Origin of the sequence: Sphingobium sp. SYK-6, from assembly GCF_000283515.1 — a bacterium.
Taxonomy (GTDB): domain Bacteria; phylum Pseudomonadota; class Alphaproteobacteria; order Sphingomonadales; family Sphingomonadaceae; genus Sphingobium; species Sphingobium lignivorans.
Genome location: NC_015976.1, coordinates 3,712,341 through 3,731,877, shown reverse-complemented (window position 1 = coordinate 3,731,877; position 19,537 = coordinate 3,712,341). Strand labels below are relative to the sequence as shown.

Sequence of the window (19,537 nt, the reverse complement as noted above, 5' to 3'; positions counted from 1 at the left end):
GGGTCTGTGCCGGACAGAAAAAAAGGGGCGGCGGTGCAAGGCCCGCCGCCCCAGGGCTTCAGTTCGTCCTCAGAAACCGACCGTCAGGGTGCCGATCGCCGAGATCCCTTCGCCCACACGCGCCCAGCCGGCGTTCGTGGTGGCGTTGTTGCGCACACCGGTGAAATATTTCTCGTCGGTGAAGTTCTTCACGTTGAGCTGCAGCCCGATCGTGTCGGTGAAGTTGTAGGAGAGATAGGCGTTGTGGATGAGATAATCGTCCACTTCGTGAAGCACGTCCCCGGTGTTGTTCAGGTAGAACTTGCCCTGGTAGGTGAAGCCGTAGCCGACCTGCAGCCCGAAGGGCAGCTTGTAGGTCGTGAACACGCTGCCGCTATGCTTGGGCGTGTTGGTGAGCGGCGCGCCCTTCTGCGGGTCGTCGGCCGCGCCGTTCGCGGCATTCTGCAGCACCTTGCTGTCGAGATAGGTGTAGTTGGCGGTGATGCTCCAGGCCCGCGTGATCTGGCCGTTGGCGCCCAGCGCGACACCGTTGACGCGCGACTTGCCGTCGAGCTGCTGGTCGGGAATGGTGGGGTCGATGGACGCGACCTTGTAGTTGCTGCGCTCATTGCGGAAGAGCGCTGCGGAGAGCAGCACGCCTTCGCCCAGCTCGGCCTTCACGCCCACCTCATAGTTGACGGCGGTCTCGGGGTCGACATTGCAGCTGGTGGCCGTGGCGCCGTTCACGCCGGCGATGGTGCACGAGCCGTTGACGGAGGTCTTGGACGGCGTCTTGCTGTTGCCATAAGCGACATAGGCGCTGATCGCCTCGACCGGCTTGTAGACGAGGCCCACGCGGTAGGAGAAGAGGTCGTCCTCGTTCCACACCTTGGTGCCGGGCGTGGTGACGCCGGGGCTGGTCGCGGTGGCGCCGGCAATGGTGCCGGGGCGGAACCAGCCCTTGTTCTTCTCATACCGGATGCCGGCGTTGAGCTCGAACTGTTCGGTGAGCTTCATCGTGTCGAACAGATAGACGGCGTAATTCTTCTGCTCGCCGTCCTGCGTGGCGGTGGGGAGGAAGTTCACCGGTCCTGTCCAGCGATTGCTGCCATAGGAGAAGCCGTCCGGCCCCATCACCACTTCATTGGGATTGGCGATGTTGATAAGCGGTTCGGCTGGCGTCGTGCCGTCCGCATTGCGCTTCCAGTTGCCGCTCACCAGGCCGTATTTCTCCCAGCTGAGCGCGCCGCCCAGGGTGATGGTGTGCTCGATGCCGCCGGTGAACGCGGTCGCCATGAGGTCGAGTTGCGTGAAGGCGAGTTCGTTGCGGGAATCGCGCGTGGTTCCGCGCGGGCCGCCCGGCAGGAAGTAGCCCGGAGGTGTGGTCGCGGGGCAGGCCGCCCCGTTGGCCTGGGTGCCCGAAGCGAGGCAGTAGGTGCCCTGCGGCGGGCTCACCCGGACGAACTGCTCGACATTCTGCCAGCGCGTGAGATTGCGGATGCTCACCGTGTCGCTGAACTCATGCTCGAAGATGGCCGTAAGCTGGTCGATCGTCGATTCCTGCGTGTCGACCTTGCGGTAGCCGAAATAGTCGCTGATGTCGGCGCCCGGCAGCAGCCCGCCCAGCGCCGCCACATAAGGCACGCCGTACTGCGGGATGTTGGTGTCTTCCTGGTGGAGATATTGCAGCGTCAGGCGCGTCGGGCTGTTGATGCCGATGGTGAAGGATGGCGCGATGCCCCAGCGCTCGTAATTCTCGACGTCCCGGCCGGGCACATCGTTGCGGTGGCCCATGGCGTTGAGGCGGAATGCGGCGAAATCGCCGACGACCAGATTGGCGTCGATGGTGCCGCGATAATAGGCATCGGTGCCGATGCCGGCGGTCATCACCACCCGGTCCTCGGCGAGCGGGCGCTTGGTCACGATGTTGATCGATCCGCCGACCGATCCCGAGCCGGCGATCACCGAGTTGGCGCCGTTGGTGACTTCGATCTGCTCGGTGTTGAACGGGTCGGTGCGGCTGTACTGGCCGCTGTCGCGCACGCCATCCTGCGTGATGTCGGTGTTGGCGGAATAGCCGCGCATGTTGATGCTGTCGCCATAGCCGCCGCCGCCTTCGCCCGCGCCGAAGGTGATGCCCGGCACGATCGAGAGCGCATCGCGCAGCGTGAGCAGGTTCTGCTGTTCGAGCTGCTGGCCGGTGAGCACCGTAATGGTCTGCGGCGTGTCGCGCACGGGCCGGGTGGCCTTGGGCGTCTCCACTCGCGTCTCGCGCGTGTCGTCGATCGCGGTATCGGTGACGGTGACGCCGCCGAGAGCCGGCTGCTGGGTGTCGGCGCCGGTCTGCGCCTGCGCCAGGGTGGGCGTCAGCACCGAGCCGACACAGGAAAGGGCAAGGAAGGCCTGGGCCTGGCGTGAAGAAAGCAGCGTCATTGGTTCCCCTGTCTGCTGTTGTGCATTTCGCCGACGCCGATATTGCGAGTCATTATCCTCGTCAATAGTTAGTGAGAATCATTCGCAACAAAAATCCGATCTGTAGAGGATGCGCTCCGTTGGCGGACCTTTCCCGCCCGCCTGCGGCGCGCTGCCATTCGGTCCCGTGCCTCCCGGCAGCAAGCCCCGTTGCCGCCGCCCACGGTTGTTCGACTGGATGCCCGCTGCCCGCGCCGGCCGCGCTCAGGTCTCGATCGTCTTGATCTGCCCGTCGGACAGGGGCCGGTCCCTCGGGTCCGGGCCGTGATCATGCTTTCCGCGGCGGTGATGGCGGCCCGGATCGCCGCGCTGAAGAATGAAGGGGATGGTCACCACCCCCCGTACCATGACCGGCTCGCCGTCCCGCGTCATCGGCGACCAGCGCCAGTCGCTCACCGCATCCAGCGCCGCGCGATCGAGACGGGGGAAGCCGCTGCTCCGTGCGATGGCGATCTCGGCGACATGCCCGTCGATCGCCAGCAGCACCGAGAGCATGACGGTGCCTTCCTCCTTCTCCCGGCGCGAGGCGAGCGGATAGGCAGGCGGGCGGGCGGAAATCATCCGGGCGGAGATATCGCCCATATCCTGCGGTCCACGCGGGGCCGGCGGGGGTGCGGCCCTGACCGGAGCCGGCGGCGCGGGCGGCGTGGCGACGGCCGGCGCCAGGGGAGCCGGCCGTTCGGGCAAGACGACGAGCGGCACCGGGGCCACCACCTGCGCGCTCGGCGGCGGGGGCGTCTCGGGCGCTGGTGGCTGTTCCGGCGGGGCGGGCGGCGGATCGTCCGGCAATTCCATCATGGTGACGATGGTCGGCGTGCGCGGCGCCTTGCGGACGAAGCTGGGGTGCATGAAGGCGAACGCGCCCACGGTGGCGAGGCCGAAGACCAGTGCGCCCACGGTCGCGACCGAGTCGCTGCCGCGCGAGCGCCGGTAGGCCGATCGCTCGGACGCGGCCTCCGCGGGCGGCGTGTGCGCCTTGAAAGCCGGATCAAAATATGCGTTCATACCCCAACCGATCGTGCCCGGTCCTGTAATTGCGAGTCATTCGCATATGATATTGCGGCGAGATCGTCCAGTGTCTCGCGCGTGTTTTCTGCGAGGTCCCAGCTGCAGAGATATTCGGAGCCGGATGGCAGGCAGCAGCCTTATGTGGCGCTCACCTGCTGCGTATTTCTCTCGCTGTCCTCGGTGTTCCTCTCTTGCGAATGCTTCGCAATATAGGCAAAGAGCCCTTCATCAATGATGATTCGGGCGGGGCGCGGCGGCGGGCCGTTCCTTGCAGTATCCGGGGAGCAAGATGGACGCCCGCAGATTGACTGGTGACGTGCAGCAGCATGGGAACGGCGCCCCCGCTCGCGGGTCGGCCCCCGCGCGCGCTTCTGCGCCGGCGCCGGTGCGGAACCCGCGCAAGGCGCGCCGCGCCTGGTGGATCAAGCAGCTCCACAGCTGGCACTGGATCAGCGCCGCCATTTCGCTGGTGGGCATGATGCTCTTCGCGATCACCGGCATCACGCTCAATCATGCCTCGTCGATCAGCGCGCAGCCCCGCGTGACCGAGGGAAGCGTGACGCTCCCCGCACCGCTCGCGGCGCAGCTCCGTGGCGAACCGCCCGCGCCCGATGCGCCGCTGCCGGGCGCGGTGGCGGATCATCTGCGCGAGGCGGTGTCGCTCGATGCGCGCGGCAAGCCGGCGGAATGGTCGGCGGATGAGGTCTATGTCGCGCTTCCCGGGCCGGGCAGCGATGCCTGGATCGCCATTGACCGGGCGAGCGGCGCCGTCACGTCGGAGCATACGGACCGCGGCTGGATTTCCTACCTCAACGATCTGCACAAGGGCCGCAACAGCGGTGATGCATGGTTCTGGTTCATCGATGTGTTTGCGGTGGCCTGCATCGTGTTCACGCTCACCGGGCTGTTCCTGCTGCAGATCCATGCGCGCCATCGCCCGAGCACCTGGCCGCTGGTCGGGCTCGGCCTGCTCATTCCCGTCGTCATCGCCATCTTGTTCATTCACTAGAAGGTTCGCCGTTCATGAAGAAGACGTCTCTCCTGATCGCCGGCCTGGCCGCCGCGCCTGCCTCGGCCGCCAGCATCAGCATCACCATTCCGCGCCTCAACGTGGCCGAATATCACCGGCCCTATGTCGCGGCCTGGGTGGAGCCGGCGGGCGGCGGCGCGGCGCGCACCTTGTTCGTGTGGTATGATGTCGATCTGCGCGGCGCCGAGCCCGGCACCAAGTGGCTCTCGGATCTGCGCACCTGGTGGCGCAAGGGCGGGCGGAGCCTCAAGCTGCCGGCCGATGGCGTGAGCGGCGCCACGCGCGCGCCCGGCACGCACAAGGTCGCGCTGCCCGCGGATCTCAAGCCCGGCCAGTATACGCTTTATGTCGAGGCGGCCCGCGAGACCGGCGGGCGCGAGATCGTCTCGATGCCGCTCACCGTGCCGGTCGCCGGCGGCTCGGCTTCCGGCAAGGCCGAGCTTGGCGCCATCACGCTTTCCGCCCGCTGAAAGGGGTCATTTCCATGCGCATGAAGACAAGCCTTCTCATCGCCGCAAGCCTGGTCGCGGCGTCCATGCCTGCCCAGGCGCACCGCCAGTGGCTGCTGCCCTCGGGCACCATCTTCTCCGGGCAGGATCCGTGGGTCTCGGTCGATGCGGCCGTGTCCAACGATCTCTTCTATGCCGATCATGTCGCCATGCAGCTGACCAACGTGAAGGCATGGAATCCGCAAGGCGAGGAAGTGGCGATCCAGAACGCGTCCACCGGCCGTTATCGCTCGGTGTTCGACGTGAAGCTGGACAAGCCGGGCACCTGGCGGATCGGCACCAGCCAGTCCGGCGTGATGGGCACCTTCAAGCTCGATGGCGTCGAATGGCGGCTGGGCGGACGGCGTGGCCCGCCGCCGGGCGCGGCGCAGGGGCAGGGTGGTCCGGCCGGCGGCAATGCGATGGCGGGTCGCCCCGGCGGGCAGGCACCGCGCTTCGTCGCGACGGTCGACGAAATCCCGGCCAACGCGACCGACCTCAAGCTGACCGAGACGTCCGGCCGCAACGAGATCTTCGTCACCTCCGGCGCGCCGACCGAGATCAAGGCCAGCGGAAAGGGGCTGGAGCTTGTGCCGATCACGCATCCGGCCGAGCTGGTGCAGGGCGAGACGGCGCGCTTCCGCTTCACGGTCGATGGCCAGCCCGCGGCCGGCCTCAAGGTCACGGTGGTCCCCGGCGGCAAGCGCTATCGCGATGCCGAAGGTGTGTTCGAGGTGACGACCGGCGCGGATGGCGTGGCGGCGATTGACTGGACGATGCCCGGCATGTTCTGGCTGAACGCGACGCTGAGCGACGACAAGCCCTCCGTGCCCCGCGCCACCGCGCGGCGGATGAGCTACACCACCACCGTGGAAGTGATGGCGCCCTGAACGGCGCGTTCGCGACCATCCGCATCGCCGTTCCGCCGGAGATCGATGCGGGCGCGCTGACGGGGCTCGATCCTGCCGCGCGCCTCGCCGAGCTCTCCGGCGAAACGATGGGCACCTATTGGCGCGTGCGCCTCGCGGCGGCTCCCGGCGCCGATTTCTCGGCGCTGGGGGACAGCGTTCAGACGCGGCTCGACGACCTCACCGCGCAGATGAGCCATTGGGACGAGGCGTCCCTGCTCTCCCGTTATGGGCGCGCGGCGGACGGAAGCTGGACGAGCCTGCCGGATGATTTCGCGGCGGTCATGGAGGCCGGGCTCGAGATCGCGCGGCGCAGCGACGGCGCGTTCGATCCCGCCGCTGGCTGCCTTACCGATCTTCACGGGCTCGGGCCGCACCCGCGCGTGACGCCGGTCAGCGATGCCGAGCGGAGCGAGGCGCTGCTGCTCTCGGGCTGGCAACGCCTCACATTCGATCGTGCGGCGCGCCGCCTGCGCCAGCCCGGCGGGCTCCGGCTCGATCTTTCCGGCATCGCCAAGGGCCATTCCGTGGACATGGTCGCGGACATGATGGCCGCGCGCGGGGTGCGGCACTGCCTCGTCGAGATCGGCGGCGAATGCGTGGGGCGCGGCATGCGGCCCGATGGCGACCCCTGGTGGGTGGATCTGGAGACGCCGCCCGGCCTGCGCGCCCGGCCGCTGCGCGTGGCGCTGCACCAGCTCGCGGTCGCCACCTCGGGCAATTATGTGCGCGGCGATCATACGCTCGATCCGCGCACGGGCCACCCGGTCACCCATGGTGTCGCGAGTGTCAGTGTCCTGCATGCGCGCGCGATGGATGCCGATGCATGGGCCACCGCGATCACCGTGCTGGGCATTGTGGAGGGGGCCGAACTGGCCGTGCGTGAAGGGCTCGCCGCGCGCATTCTCGCGCAGGAGGGACAGCTCACGCGTGAATGGCTGAGCCCGGCACTGGAGCGCATGCTCGCCGACTGAGCGCTGCGCCTCCGCGCCCAGCGTCTGCCTCAGCGGACTTTGCGGCTGCGCTCCAGAACCGGGCGATGGCCTTCCGCGTCGAACGCGCCGGAGGGCGGCTGGTCGGGGCGCGGCGTGGAAGCCATGCCTTCGTCCGCATGCGGTTCGGGCGCCGGATGGTGAGGCGCCGCGGCATTCTCTTCCTTCTGCGCCAGAGCTTTCTCGGCCAGTTTCTTCTGGTCCTGCTCGGTCCGGGTCATGGCTGGGGCTCTCCTTGCTATTGCGGGTCTTTCGGCAGCGGCGGCACCAGCGGGACAGGTCCCGCCGGCACGATTCCGCTTGGGTTGAGATCGCGATGGCTGGCGTAATAGTGGGTCTTGATGTGGTCGAAATGCACCGTGCCCGCGATCCGCTTATCGTCCATCATCCGGTGCAGGAAGCGCACCAGCGCGGGATAGTCGGCGATGCGCCGGATGTTGCACTTGAAATGGCCGTGATAGACCGGGTCGAACCGGATGAGGCTGGTGAACAGGCGGATGTCCGCTTCGGTGAGGCGGTCACCCACCAGCCAGTCGGCGGCGCCGAGGCGCTCTTCCAGCCAGTCGAGCGTGTCGAACAGCGGGCCGATCGCCGCATCATAGGCCTGCTGGGTGGTGGCGAAGCCGCAGCGATAGACGCCGTTGTTCACGGTCTCGTAGACGCGCGCGTTCACCGCGTCGATCGCATCGGTGAGCCCGGCGGGATAATAGTCGCCCGGCCGCGCGCCCAGATCGTCGAAGGCGTGGTTGAAGATGCGGATGATTTCCGAGGATTCGTTGTTGACGATCCGCTCGTCCTGGCGGTCCCACAGCACCGGCACGGTTACCTTGCCGGTATAGCCCCCATCTTCTGAAGCCCTGCGGCTGCGCGCATAGATCTGCCAGAGATAGTCTGCGCCATGCAGCGCATCGCCCGTGCCGCCCCGCGCGGTCTCGAATGTCCAGCCATGCTCGCGCATGAGCGGATCGACGACCGAGACGCCGATCATATCGTCCAGTCCCTTGAGGGCGCGCACGATGAGGGCGCGGTGCGCCCAGGGGCAGGCATAGCTGACATAGAGATGGAAGCGCCCCGCCTCGGCGCGCACTGTGCGCCGGCCGTCCGGCCCCGCTTCGCCGTCGGGCGTGATCCAGTCGCGAAAGCCGCTGTCCTGCCGCTCGAAGCTGCCGTTCCGGTTCTTTTCCGTCACTTCGCCGGGATGCCATGTCCCGTCGATCATCATGCCCATGCCGGCCTCCTTGCTTCTTTCCAATCAATGGGCAGCGATTTCGTTGCAGGCCCAGGGTCGGGGTGCGCCGCCGCTAAAGGCCGGATGCCGAAAGAAGCAGGACGCCGGCTCAGGTCCGGCAGGACGGGCGGGGGAGGAGGCAAATCGCGCCCCACGCCCCCGTACCTGATACCCGGCAAGGATCAGGCGATGTCCCACCGCGCTTTCACGACCCGCTCGAGAATCGCGAGCGGCATGGCGCCGAGGCGCAGCACCTCGTGGAATTCCCGCAGGTCGAAATCCGGGTTCTTCTTCGCGGCTTCGCGCAGCCGCAACCAGACGGTGTGGCCGATCTTGTAGCTGCATGCCTGCCCCGGCCAGACGGTATAGCGGTCGATCTCGCCCTGGCCGCGCCCACGCGCGATGCCGGTGGTGGCGAGGAAATAATCGGTCGCCTGCTCGCGGCTCCAGCGCTTGGCATGCATGCCGCTGTCCACCACCAGACGGGTCGCGCGGAACAGCAGCGACTGGAGATAGCCCACCTGTCCGAGCGGATCGCCCTCGAACATGCCCATCTCGTCGGCCAGTTGCTCGGTGTAGAGCGCCCAGCCTTCCGAATAGCCGCTGAAGCCGCCGCGCCGGCGGATGAGCGGAATGTCCGGGCTTTCCATCGCCAGCATCACCTGCATGTGGTGGCCCGGCACGGCCTCGTGATGCGAAAGAGTGGCAAGGCCGAATTTCGGCCGGTCGAACGTGTCGCGCAGGTTGATGAAATAGATGCCCGGGCGCGAGCCGTCGAGCGAGGCGCTCTGATAATAGCCGCCCGGTGCACCGGCCTGGATCGTCTCGGGCACCCGGCGCACCTCGACCGGCGCCTTGGGCAGGGTCAGGAAGGCCTCGGGCAGCCGGGCATACATGGCCTTCACCTGCTCGTTGAGCAGCGAGAGCAGGGCCTTGCGACCATCGTCGGTATTGGCGAAGAGCTGGTCGGGCCGCTTGTTCAGTTCCACCAGCCGCTCGCCGACGGTGCCCTTGCTCATGCCCTGGCCCTTGAGGATCGTGTCGATCCGCGCATTGAGTTCCGCCACCTGCTCGAGGCCGAGCTTGTGGATTTCGTCGCCGGTCATCTTCACCGTCGTGGCGGCCTCGGCTGCGCCCGCATAATAAGCCTCGCCGTCCGGCAGGCGCCAGCAGCCCGCGTCATGCACGGCCTTGCTGCGCAGGTCCGTCACCAGCGCGCGCTGGCGGTCGAGCGCGGGAAACACCTTCTGCGCCACGATGGCTTCCGCCTGCGCCGCGCGCTCGGGCGGCAGCCCGGCTTCCTTGAGCTTGCGGGCGAGGCTGGTGACCATCACCGTCTCGCCGGCGGGCAGGTCGCGCGCATTGCCGAGCAGCTTGAGCGTGGTGTCGAGAATATAGTCGGGCGCGAACACGCCTTTCGCCGCATCCATCCGCTGTTGCTCGGTGCTGTCGTCCAGCGCCTTGGGGAAGGCTTCGAGCCTGGCGAGATAATCGTCGGCCTCGGCGGCATTGCGTACGCGCACTTGCGAATCGAGGAAGTCGGGAATGTCGCGATAGGGCCCGGTGAGCTGGCTCAGCACATAAGGCGCATAGCGGCCCATGCTGCTGCCGTAGGAAAAGCTCTCCGCCCCCGCGATTGATCGCTCGAGCTGATAGGAGACCACTTCGAGATCGATCTGCGCGTTCGGGGAGAGCGCGGTGGCATCCACCTGCTGCAGTTCGGCCAGCTCGGCCTTGGCGCGTGCCAGCGCGCGGGTGCGGGCCGCCGCCGATTCGTCGTCGAGCTTGCGGCGCAGGCCTGCGCGCGCGCCGGTGTCGAGGCCCAGCCGTGTCGCCGCCTCGGGCGATTCGTCGATCCGCGCCTGGAAGAACCGGTCGAGCATGGCGCGCAGCTTCTGGTCGGCCGCGTTTCCGCCTGCCTGTGCGCCACCGCTCGCTTCCGTTTGCGCGGCGAGCCTGGCAGGCATGGTTGCGGCGATGGCGGCCGTGGCGGCGCCGAGGACGAAAGTGCGACGATGCATGAATGTCTCCACGGAATGGCTGAATGGCGGCCTGTGTAGGGCCTTCGGGCGTCGCCGTCACCAACCCTGTATACGATTGGCCGCTCCCCACTCTGCGCCCCAGCGATCCGCCTTGCCTTCGCGGGCCGGGTCTGCGACCAGCCGGGCATGACGGCCGCTTCATCTTCTCTCCGCCTCGCCATCTTCGATTGCGACGGCACCCTCATAGACAGCCAGCACAGTATCGTGGCGGCGATGGGCACGGCCTTCGATGCGATGGGGCTGGCCTGTCCGGACCGGGCGCAGTGCCTCTCGGTCGTGGGGCTGTCGTTGCCGCAGGCGATGGCGCAGCTGCTGCCGGAAGCGGACACGCCTTTTCACCATGAGATCAGCGAGCATTACAAGCGCGCCTTCCATGCCCTGCGGGCCGGCGGGCAGCTTCACGAGCCGCTCTATGAGGGTATCGCCGCGCTGCTCGATGCGTTGGAGGCGGACGGCTGGCTGCTCGCGGTCGCGACCGGCAAGTCCGACCGGGGTCTGCGCCTCGCGCTCGAGCATCATGGCCTCCATGCGCGCTTCGTCTCGCTCCAGACGGCGGACCGGCACCCGTCCAAGCCGCACCCTTCCATGATCGAGACGGCGCTGGCCGATGCGGGCGTGGGCCCGGAGCAGGCCGTGATGATCGGCGATACCAGTTTCGACATGCTGATGGCCGGCGCGGCCGGCGTGCGCGCGCTGGGCGTGGGCTGGGGCTATCATGCGCCGGAGGAGCTGATTGCGGCGGGCGCGGCCAGCGTTGCCATGGACAGCGCGGAGCTTGGCCGCCATATCGGCCTGCCATGAGCGAGAGCAGGACAGACGGCCCCGGCATCGGCGGCGAGACGGCCGAGGCTGCGGCCCGGCGCGCGGCGGCGGCGAAGCAGCGCTTCTTCATCATCAGCCTGTTCCGCCTCTCCGGCGCGATCATTCTCATCTTCGGCATGGCGATCTCGCTGCAGCGCTTCGGCTGGGTGCAGGGCGACAAGGCGAAATGGATGGGGCTCATCATTTCCATCGTCGGCTTCGTCCAGTTCATGATCGTGCCGCGCATGCTGGCGCGCGCGTTCGCCACGCCACGCGAGCGGGGCCCCGGCCGGCCGTGAAGCGTTTCTGGAAGGAAGCGCAAGCCGTTGCGGACGGCGAGGGCTGGGCGATCCGCCTCGATGGCCGTCCGGTGCGCACGCCCGCGCGCGCGCTGCTCGTGGTGCCGCATGCCGCCATGGCGCAGGCGATCGCGGCGGAATGGGATGCGCAGGGCGAGGAGATCGATCCGCGCACCATGCCGATGACCGGCTTTGCCAATGCGACCATAGACCGCGTGCTGACCGGGCCGGGCGCCTTCCGGGGCCAGGTGGCGGCTTATGCGGAGAGCGATCTGCTCTGCTATCGCGCGGACGAGCCCGAAGCGCTGGTCGCTCGCCAGAATGATGTCTGGGAGCCCTTGCTGGATTGGGCGCGGGGCCGCTTCGGCATCGCATTCGCGGTCACGGCCGGCATCGTCCCGGTCGACCAGCCGGCGCGGACGCTCGCTGCCCTGCGCGGCGCGGTCGAGGCGCTCGATCCCTGGCTGCTCGCGGGCGCCGCGACGATGACGCAGCTCGGTGGCACGCTCGTCGGCACGCTTGCCCTGTTGCACGGCGCGACGGAGGCCGAGGCGCTGTTCGATGCCGCGAGCCTGGACGAGCATTGGCAGGCCGAGCAATGGGGCGAGGATGCCGAGGCGGCGGCGCGGCTGGCGGAGCGCCGCACCGCTTTCCTGGATGCGGCGCGCTGGTGCGCACTGGCCAGCGCGCGCTGATCGCGGTGGCGCCCGTGTCGCTGCCCGTTTTCTTTCGCCACCTATTGTTCTAGGGATCGCGGCATGACGCAGGCAGCCATCGAGATCATCGACCTCAGCAAGACCTACAAGGGCGGCAAGCGCGCCCTCGATGGCGTGACGCTCTCCGTACAGCGCGGCAGCATCTTCGGCCTGCTCGGCCCCAATGGCGCCGGCAAGTCGACGCTCATCAACATCCTCGCGGGGCTGGTGAACAAGACCGGCGGCACGGCCCGCATCTGGGGCTTCGACATCGACGAGCAGCCGCGCAACGCGAAGAACTCGATCGGCATCGTCAATCAGGAGATCATGTTCGATCCCTTCTTCACGCCGATCGAGACGCTGGACATCCAGGCTGGCTATTATGGCGTGCCCAAGGCGGAGCGGCGCTCGATGGAGTTGCTGCGCGCCGTGCATCTGGAAGACAAGGCCCGCGCTTATTCGCGCACGCTGTCGGGCGGCATGAAGCGGCGGCTGATGGTCGCCAAGGCCATGGTGCACTCCCCGCCCATCCTCGTGCTGGACGAGCCGACGGCCGGCGTTGACATCGAGCTGCGCCAGCAGCTCTGGTCCTATGTCCGCTCGCTCAACGAGCGCGGCGTCACCATCGTCCTCACCACCCATTATCTGGAAGAGGCCGAGGAGCTGTGTGACCGCATCGCCATCATCAATAACGGCCGGCTCATTGCCGACAAGCCGACGCGCGAGCTGGTCAACATGGCGCAGGAAAAGGTCGTCGAGGTGACGGTCGACCGGGATCTGGACGCGGATCTGCCCAATCACGATCATTTCGAGAAGATCGAGCGCAGCGGGCCCCGCAGCCTGACGATCACCTATCTCAAGAACCGCGCCACGGCGGGCGAAGTGCTCGGGCTGGTGCAGGGGCAGGGCTTCGCCATCGTGGACGTCAGCACGCATGATCCCGATCTGGAGGACGTGTTCCTCAGCCTGACGCGGGCCGCGGCCTGAGGGGCGTCACGCGCATCGGTTGCTGACGCCCCCGGGCATGGGCGAGGAGAGAAGAAGAGCGCATGACCATCACCACACATGACGTCGTCATCATAGGGTCCGGCGCTGCCGGTCTGACAGCCGCGATCAATCTCGCGCAGGACCGCAAGGTGCTGGTGCTCGCCAAGGGATCGCTGGACAGCGGATCGACCAACTGGGCGCAGGGCGGCATCGCGGCGGTGCTGGATGCGGGCGACAGCTTCGCCAACCATGTCGAGGACACGATGGTCGCGGGGGCCGGCCTCAACAATCGCGAGACGGTGGAATTCGTGGTGTCGGAGGCGCCGGCGGCGATCGAGCGGCTGGCGGCGCTGGGCGTGCCGTTCAACGCGGGGGAAAGCTTTGGCGAGCGCTGGCACCTGACCCGCGAGGGCGGCCATTCGCATCGGCGCATCGTGCATGTGGACGATGCGACGGGCGCCGCCGTCCAGATCGCGCTGCTCGCCGCGGCACGCGCCAATCCCAACATCACGCTGATGGAGGACATGGTCGCCATCGACCTCATCACGTCCCGCCATGGCGAGAAATATTCGGGCGATGGCCATGTCTGGGGCGTCTATGCGCTGAACCAGAAGACCCGGCGCGTCGATGCCTTCGTCGCGCGGGCCACTGTGCTGGCGAGCGGCGGAGCGGGGCGGACCTATCTCTTCTCCACGGCGCCGCGCGGCGCGACGGGGGACGGCATCGCCATGGCGTGGCGCGCGGGCTGCCGCGTCTCCAACATGGAGATGATGCAGTTCCACCCGACCTGCCTCTACAATCTGGAGGTCAAGAACTTCCTCATCACCGAGGCGATGCGCGGGGAGGGCGGCAAGCTCAAGCTCCCGCCCGGCGTGCCCGGCGGCGGCAAGCGCTTCATGGACCGGTTCGACAAGCGCGGCGAACTGGCGCCCCGCGATGTCGTGGCCCGCGCGATCGACCATGAGATCAAGCGGCTCGGGCTCGATTATGTCCATCTCGACATCAGCCACAAGCCGCCCGAGTTCATCCGGGAGCATTTCCCGACCATTTACGCGCGCCTGCTGGATCTCGACATCGACATCACCAAGGAGCCCATCCCGGTGGTGCCCGCCCAGCATTATACCTGCGGCGGCGTGATGATCGATCTGCACGGCCGCACCGATCTGCCTGGCCTCTATGCCGCGGGCGAAGTCACCCAGAGCGGGCTCCACGGCGCCAATCGCCTCGCGTCCAATTCGCTGCTCGAATGCTTCGTGTTCGGCGAGGCGGCGGCGAATCACATTCGCGCCAACTGGGCCGATCTCGCGCCGCCGCCCGCTATCCGCGCCTGGGACGAAAGCCGGGTGACGGACAGCGACGAGGAAGTCGTGGTCACGCACAACTGGAAGGAAATCCGCCGGTTCATGTGGGATTATGTCGGCATTGTGCGCACCACCAAGCGGCTGGAGCGCGCGCAGCATCGCGCCGATCTGCTCGCGCAGGAAGTGGGCGAATATTACGGCAATTTCCGCGTGACGGCCGATCTCATCGAGCTGCGCAACCTGCTTGAGGTCGCGCGGCTCATCATCCGCTGCGCTTTACGTCGCAAGGAAAGCCGCGGCCTCCATTACACGCTGGATTATCCCGAGGCGGCGCCGGTCGCCGCCGATACCGTGCTGGTGCCCTGACGGGCGCCGCACGGCCGGAGCGCGCCATGCCGCCCGGCCCGCGATCACCAAAAAAAGGGGGCGCCGGGATGAACCCCGCGCCCCTTGAGGTGTGACTAGGAGGGAAAACGGTGGAACCGTCTCCGACACGACGACTGCGGATCATCGCGTCCCCCTCTGAATAGGCGGACGAGACAAAAATGCTTTGATTCCGATCAAATGGCGCCATAATTTTGCGAGCGGCACCGGCCAACACGCTGAGGGCGGACTGGTTCCGGCCGGGGAGTCGGGTCGTCGTGTTTTGGAGTCGTTGCACCGCAAGTGTCTTGTGTGCATTGGCACCCTGTTAAGTCTGTCATGCGAGACTAGGTGCATGATTGTGAAGGAAAGTCGGGTGAGTTTGGGGCGCAGGCGAGCACCGCTCGTAACAGGGTTGCTGTTGATGGGACTGGCGGGGGCATGCACGGCCATTCCGCAATCCCAGCGCATTGCCGCCGTGCCGCCCGCAGCCGCCCGTGCGCCCGCCTCTGCGAGCCTCAGCGTTCCGCTGCCGCCGCCCCAGCCCTTGCCCAGCCCTGTCGCCACCGCCCGCGCCGCGCCTTCGCCGGCCCTGGTCGCCACGATCCGCGAACTGGGCCGGCAATTCCCGGGCAAGGTCGGCATCGCCGTCTACAATGTCGAAGCGGGCTGGACCGTGGAGCACAATGGCGATCAGCTGTTTCCCCAGCAGAGCGTCTCCAAGCTCTGGGTCGCGATGACGCTGATGGACGCGGTGGACCGCGGCAAGCTCTCGCTCGATCGCGCCGTGACGATCAAGCAAAGCGACCTCACGCTCTTTCACCAACCCATTGCCGCGATGGTGAAGGGCGAGCAGGGCTATACCACGACGCTGCGCAACCTGCTCGATCGCGCGATGCAGCAGAGCGACAATACCGCCAATGATTCGATCCTGCGCACGGTCGGCGGGCCGGAAGCGGTCCGGGGCTATCTTGCGCGGCGCTTCTTCGGTCCGGACAGCATTCGCTTCGGCCCGGGCGAGCGGCTGCTGCAGAGCCAGACCGCCGGCCTCACCTGGACGCAGGACATGTCGCAGGGCCGCCGCTTCTACACGGCGCGAGCGAATCTCCCCCGCTCCGCGCGGGAAAAGGCCCTGGATGCCTATCTCTCCAATCCGCCCGATGGCGCGAGCCCGGTCGGCATTGCCCGCGCGCTTGGCAAGCTGCGCAAGGGCGAGATGCTCTCGCCACATTCCACGCGGGAATTGCTGGCGATCATGACTGACGCCAAGACCGGCCCCCAGCGCGTCAAGGCCGGCGTTCCCGCCGGCTGGAGCTATGCGCACAAGACCGGCACAGGGCAGGACCTTTCCCCGCGCTCGACCGGCTACAATGATGTCGGCATCATGACCGCGCCGGACGGCACGGCTTATGCGATCGCGGTGATGATCGGCGAGACCAGCGCGCCCATTCCCAAGCGCTGGGAACTCATGCAGTCGGTCTCGCGCGCCGTCGGTCACTTGCATCAGCCGACCACGCGTGCGGTTGCACACTTGCAACAGCCCTGATCCCCTGCTTCAAGATCGCGGTCGCCGGGCGCCATGGCCCGGCCATCTTCAGCGGCGCCGTCTCGGGAAGCGGGGATAGGAACTATCATGTCGAGGATCGGCCTCGTCGCCATCGGCCGCAATGAAGGCGAGCGGCTCAAGCGGTGCCTGCGCTCGGTGCCGGCCGGCTGCCCGGTCGTCTATGTCGATTCGGGGTCGACGGACGGCAGCGTCGATTTCGCGCGGGGGCTCGGCATGGCGGTCGAGCTTCTCCCCACCGATGGGGGCTTCACGGCCGCGCGGGCGCGCAATGCGGGCTGGCGCCGCCTGGTCGAGACGCATCCCGCGCTCGAATATGTGCAGTTCGTGGATGGCGATTGCGAGCTCGCGCCAGGCTGGCTTGCCCGGGCGGAAGCGACGCTCGATGCCGAGCCGGGCCTGTGCGCGGTGTTCGGGCGGCGGCGCGAGCGCTTTCCCAAGGCCAGCATCTACAATGCCTTGTGCGACGATGAATGGGATGTCCCTATAGGGCTCGTGAATGCCTGTGGCGGCGACGTGCTCTTCCGCGTCACGGCGTTGCGCGAAGCGAATGGCTACAGTGACGATCTCATTGCCGGGGAAGAGCCCGACCTTTGCCTGCGCCTGCGCCAGAAGGGATGGACGATCCGGCGGATCGACGCGGAGATGACGCTGCACGATGCGGACATTCACAAGGCGCGCCAGTGGTGGCTGCGCGCGCGCCGCTCGGGCCATGCCTTTGCCGAGCATGTCGCGCGACATGGCGACAAGGCCGATCCGCTCTGGAGCCGGCAGCGCGAGAGCATCGTCATCTGGGGCGGCACGGTGCCGGCGCTCGTGATCCTGCTGGCGCTGGTCGGCCTGTTGTTTCCCTCGCGCGCGGCGGGGCTGGGGGCGATTCTCCTCGCGCTGCTTTATCCCCTGCAAGTGGCGCGCATTGCCTTTGCCCGGTGGCGCGGCGGGGCCTCGCCGCGTTTTGCGCTGGCTTATGCCTTCTGGATCATGGCCGGGAAAATGGCGCAATTCGGCGGGCTTGTGCGCTTCCACCGCAAGCGGCGCAGTGGCCGTGCATCGAGCCTCATCGAATATAAGGGTGCGTCCTGAGCGAGGCGGCGCGATGCATTGATTAACCGCCCCCGCGCGGCTATCAGGAGCGTCCAGTTGATGGCGGCCTCGCACGGGCCGCCTTTTTCCGTTTGAGAACAAGCGTGCGAGAAAGGAGCAGTCCTATGTCGATCACCCCGCTCATGCCCGTTTATCCCCGGTGTGAGGTGCGTCCGGTGCGCGGCGAAGGCTGCTATCTCATCGGCGAGCGCGGCGAGCGCTATCTGGACTTCGCGGCGGGCATCGCGGTGAACGCGCTCGGCCATGGCCATCCCCATCTGGTGAAGGCGATCGCGGAGCAGGCGGCGACGCTGATGCACGTCTCCAATCTCTACGGTTCGCCGCAGGGCGAGGCGCTGGCGAAGCGCATCGTCGACAACAGCTTTGCCGATACCGTGTTCTTCACGAACAGCGGCGCGGAAGCGGTGGAGTGCGCGATCAAGACGGCGCGGCGTTACCATTACGCGAATGGCAATCCGCAGCGGCACAAGCTCATCACGTTCAAGAACGCGTTCCATGGCCGCACGCTCGGCGCGATCAGCGCGACTGACCAGCCCAAGATGCGCGACGGCTTCGAGCCGCTGCTGCCCGGCTTCGATTATGTGGCCTTCAATGATCTCGAAGGCGCGCTGGCGAAGATCGACGACGAGACGGCCGGTTTCCTCGTGGAGACGGTGCAGGGCGAAGGCGGCATGACGGCGGGCACGCCGGACTTCATCACCGGCCTGCGCCGGGCGGCCGACGAGCACGGGCTCCTGCTGATCCTGGACGAAGTGCAGTGCGGCTATGGGCGCACGGGCAAGTTCTTCGCCCATGAGCATTACGGCATCATCCCGGACATCATGGCAGTCGCCAAGGGCATTGGCGGCGGCTTCCCGCTCGGCGCCTGCCTCGCGACCGAAGAGGCCGCGAAGGGCATGGTGTTCGGCACGCATGGCTCCACTTATGGCGGCAATCCGCTCGCCATGGCCGCGGGCATGGCGGTGCTGGACGTGATGCTGGAGCCCGGCTTCTTCGATCGCGTCGCGCAGATGGGCGAGCGGCTTCGCCAGGCCTTCGAGCAGCTCATCCCCAATCACGACGATCTCTTCGAGGAGATCCGGGGCAAGGGGCTGATGCTCGGCATCAAGATGAAGGAGCCGGCGGTGGCGCGGGATTTCGTCGCGCATCTGCGGGACAATCACGGGCTGCTGACCGTCGCGGCGGGCGAGAATGTGTTCCGCGTGCTGCCCCCGCTGGTCATCGAGGATAGCCACATCAGCGAAGCGATCGAGAAGCTCTCCGCCGGCGCGGCGAGCTACCGGCTGCCCGAGCCTGCCGCATCATGACCCGGCATTTCCTCAATCTCTCGGACGCCGGGGGCGATGCGATCGCGGCGATGCTGAGCGACGCCATGGATCGCAAGGCCGCGCGGACGGCGGCCGGGCTGCCCCGGGGCGCGGCGGATGCGGACGCGCCCCTCGCCGGGCGCACGCTGGCGATGATCTTCGAGAAGAACTCGACGCGCACCCGCGTCAGCTTCGACATGGCGATCCGCCAGCTCGGCGGCACGTCGCTCATCCTGGACAGCGGCACGACCCAGCTCGGGCGCGGCGAGACGATCGCCGATACGGCGCGCGTGCTCTCGCGCATGGTCGATGCGATCATGATCCGCACCGACGATCATGCCAAGATCGATGAAATGGCGCATCATGCCGACGTGCCGGTCATCAATGGCCTCACTGATCTGTCGCATCCCTGCCAGATCGTCGCGGACCTGCTGACGGTCGCCGAGCATGGCCTCGCGCTGCCCGGCAGCCAGTGGGCCTGGCTGGGCGACGGCAACAATGTGCTGCATTCGATCATCGAGGCGGCGGGCCTCTTCCGCTTCGACGTGCGCGTGGGCGTACCGCAGGGCTATGATCCCGATCCCCGCTTCGCGCAGGCCGCGCAGGCGCTAGGCGCGAACATCACGCTGACTCGCGATGCGGCCGAGGCAGTGACCGGCGCGGACGTCGTGGTCACGGATACTTGGATCTCCATGGGTCAGGCCGGCGGCGACGTGAAGCTGAAGGCCATGATGCCTTATCAGGTGACGCCCGCGCTCATGGCCCGCGCCCGCCCGGACGCGCGGTTCCTCCACTGCCTGCCCGCGCATCGCGGCGAGGAAGTGACGGCCGAGGTGATCGATGGCCCGCAGTCGCTGATCTGGGACGAAGCGGAAAATCGCCTGCATGCGCAGAAGTCCGTCCTGCGCTGGTGCTTCGGGCAGCTCGGCTGAACCGGCCTGTCGCGCGCGCCGTCTCCCGCTTCCGGCG

Annotated in this window: 18 protein-coding genes; 13 read left to right on the top strand and 5 right to left on the bottom strand. The window is 67.5% G+C overall.

Annotation, left to right across the window (positions count from 1 at the left end; all coding sequences use genetic code 11):
- Positions 1-69 precede the first annotated feature (69 nt).
- Both SLG_RS17115 and SLG_RS20585 read right to left on the bottom strand, forming a co-directional pair.
- Positions 70-2,412: a TonB-dependent receptor gene (locus SLG_RS17115; protein ID WP_014077769.1), complete on the bottom strand. Its 2,343-nt coding sequence runs from the start codon at positions 2,410-2,412 to the stop codon at positions 70-72.
- Between the two features lie 243 nt (positions 2,413-2,655).
- Complete coding sequence (locus SLG_RS20585) at positions 2,656-3,456, bottom strand: energy transducer TonB (protein ID WP_014077768.1); 801 nt, start codon at positions 3,454-3,456, stop codon at positions 2,656-2,658.
- Positions 3,457-3,844: 388 nt separating this feature from the next.
- Between SLG_RS20585 and SLG_RS17105 the strand changes: the two genes are divergently transcribed.
- The 4 genes from SLG_RS17105 (at position 3,845) to SLG_RS17090 (ending at position 6,859) form a co-directional block, all read left to right on the top strand.
- Positions 3,845-4,468 carry a PepSY-associated TM helix domain-containing protein gene (locus tag SLG_RS17105; protein WP_014077767.1) on the top strand — a complete coding sequence of 208 codons (624 nt, stop codon included), beginning with the start codon at positions 3,845-3,847 and terminating at the stop codon, positions 4,466-4,468.
- Positions 4,469-4,482: 14 nt separating this feature from the next.
- The gene (locus tag SLG_RS17100; RefSeq protein WP_014077766.1) at positions 4,483-4,959 is read left to right on the top strand and encodes a DUF2271 domain-containing protein; all 477 of its coding nucleotides are present in this window, start codon (positions 4,483-4,485) and stop codon (positions 4,957-4,959) included.
- Positions 4,960-4,973: 14 nt separating this feature from the next.
- Positions 4,974-5,867 (top strand): DUF4198 domain-containing protein, encoded by an 894-nt coding sequence (locus tag SLG_RS17095; protein ID WP_014077765.1) that lies wholly within the window; start codon positions 4,974-4,976, stop codon positions 5,865-5,867.
- 107 nt (positions 5,868-5,974) lie between these two features.
- Entirely contained in the window at positions 5,975-6,859 is an 885-nt protein-coding gene (locus SLG_RS17090) for an FAD:protein FMN transferase (RefSeq protein ID WP_014077764.1), read from the top strand.
- Between the two features lie 29 nt (positions 6,860-6,888).
- Here the strand turns inward: SLG_RS17090 and SLG_RS17085 are convergent, their stop codons facing one another.
- The 3 genes from SLG_RS17085 to SLG_RS17075 form a co-directional block, all read right to left on the bottom strand.
- Entirely contained in the window at positions 6,889-7,098 is a 210-nt protein-coding gene (locus SLG_RS17085; protein ID WP_014077763.1) for a hypothetical protein, read from the bottom strand.
- A 17-nt stretch (positions 7,099-7,115) separates the two neighbouring features.
- Positions 7,116-8,105 (bottom strand): glutathione S-transferase family protein, encoded by a 990-nt coding sequence (locus SLG_RS17080; protein ID WP_014077762.1) that lies wholly within the window; start codon positions 8,103-8,105, stop codon positions 7,116-7,118.
- Between the two features lie 182 nt (positions 8,106-8,287).
- Positions 8,288-10,126 carry a DUF885 domain-containing protein gene (locus SLG_RS17075; RefSeq protein WP_014077761.1) on the bottom strand — a complete coding sequence of 613 codons (1,839 nt, stop codon included), beginning with the start codon at positions 10,124-10,126 and terminating at the stop codon, positions 8,288-8,290.
- 147 nt (positions 10,127-10,273) lie between these two features.
- On the opposite strand from SLG_RS17075, the gene SLG_RS17070 reads away from it, so the two are divergent.
- From SLG_RS17070 to argF, 9 genes are all read left to right on the top strand, one after another.
- Positions 10,274-10,948 (top strand): HAD-IA family hydrolase, encoded by a 675-nt coding sequence (locus SLG_RS17070; RefSeq protein WP_014077760.1) that lies wholly within the window; start codon positions 10,274-10,276, stop codon positions 10,946-10,948.
- Positions 10,945-11,247, top strand: a complete 303-nt coding sequence (locus SLG_RS17065) for a hypothetical protein (RefSeq protein ID WP_014077759.1) — start codon at positions 10,945-10,947, stop codon at positions 11,245-11,247. The genes SLG_RS17070 and SLG_RS17065 overlap by 4 nt, the downstream gene beginning before the upstream one ends.
- Positions 11,244-11,942 carry an ATP12 family chaperone protein gene (locus SLG_RS17060; RefSeq protein WP_014077758.1) on the top strand — a complete coding sequence of 233 codons (699 nt, stop codon included), beginning with the start codon at positions 11,244-11,246 and terminating at the stop codon, positions 11,940-11,942. Before SLG_RS17065 ends, SLG_RS17060 begins: the two co-directional genes overlap by 4 nt.
- A 63-nt stretch (positions 11,943-12,005) precedes the next feature.
- A complete protein-coding gene (locus SLG_RS17055; RefSeq protein WP_014077757.1) occupies positions 12,006-12,929 on the top strand; it encodes an ABC transporter ATP-binding protein in 924 nt (307 codons plus the stop codon).
- 62 nt (positions 12,930-12,991) lie between these two features.
- Positions 12,992-14,596: an L-aspartate oxidase gene (gene nadB, locus SLG_RS17050; protein ID WP_014077756.1), complete on the top strand. Its 1,605-nt coding sequence runs from the start codon at positions 12,992-12,994 to the stop codon at positions 14,594-14,596.
- 421 nt (positions 14,597-15,017) lie between these two features.
- Positions 15,018-16,139, top strand: coding sequence for a class A beta-lactamase (gene bla, locus SLG_RS17045; RefSeq protein WP_014077755.1), 1,122 nt, complete (start codon positions 15,018-15,020; stop codon positions 16,137-16,139).
- An 87-nt stretch (positions 16,140-16,226) separates the two neighbouring features.
- Positions 16,227-17,240: a glycosyltransferase family 2 protein gene (locus tag SLG_RS17040; RefSeq protein WP_014077754.1), complete on the top strand. Its 1,014-nt coding sequence runs from the start codon at positions 16,227-16,229 to the stop codon at positions 17,238-17,240.
- A gap of 125 nt (positions 17,241-17,365) precedes the next feature.
- The gene (locus SLG_RS17035; protein WP_014077753.1) at positions 17,366-18,568 is read left to right on the top strand and encodes an aspartate aminotransferase family protein; all 1,203 of its coding nucleotides are present in this window, start codon (positions 17,366-17,368) and stop codon (positions 18,566-18,568) included.
- Complete coding sequence (argF, locus tag SLG_RS17030) at positions 18,565-19,500, top strand: ornithine carbamoyltransferase (protein WP_014077752.1); 936 nt, start codon at positions 18,565-18,567, stop codon at positions 19,498-19,500. Before SLG_RS17035 ends, argF begins: the two co-directional genes overlap by 4 nt.
- Positions 19,501-19,537 lie beyond the last annotated feature (37 nt).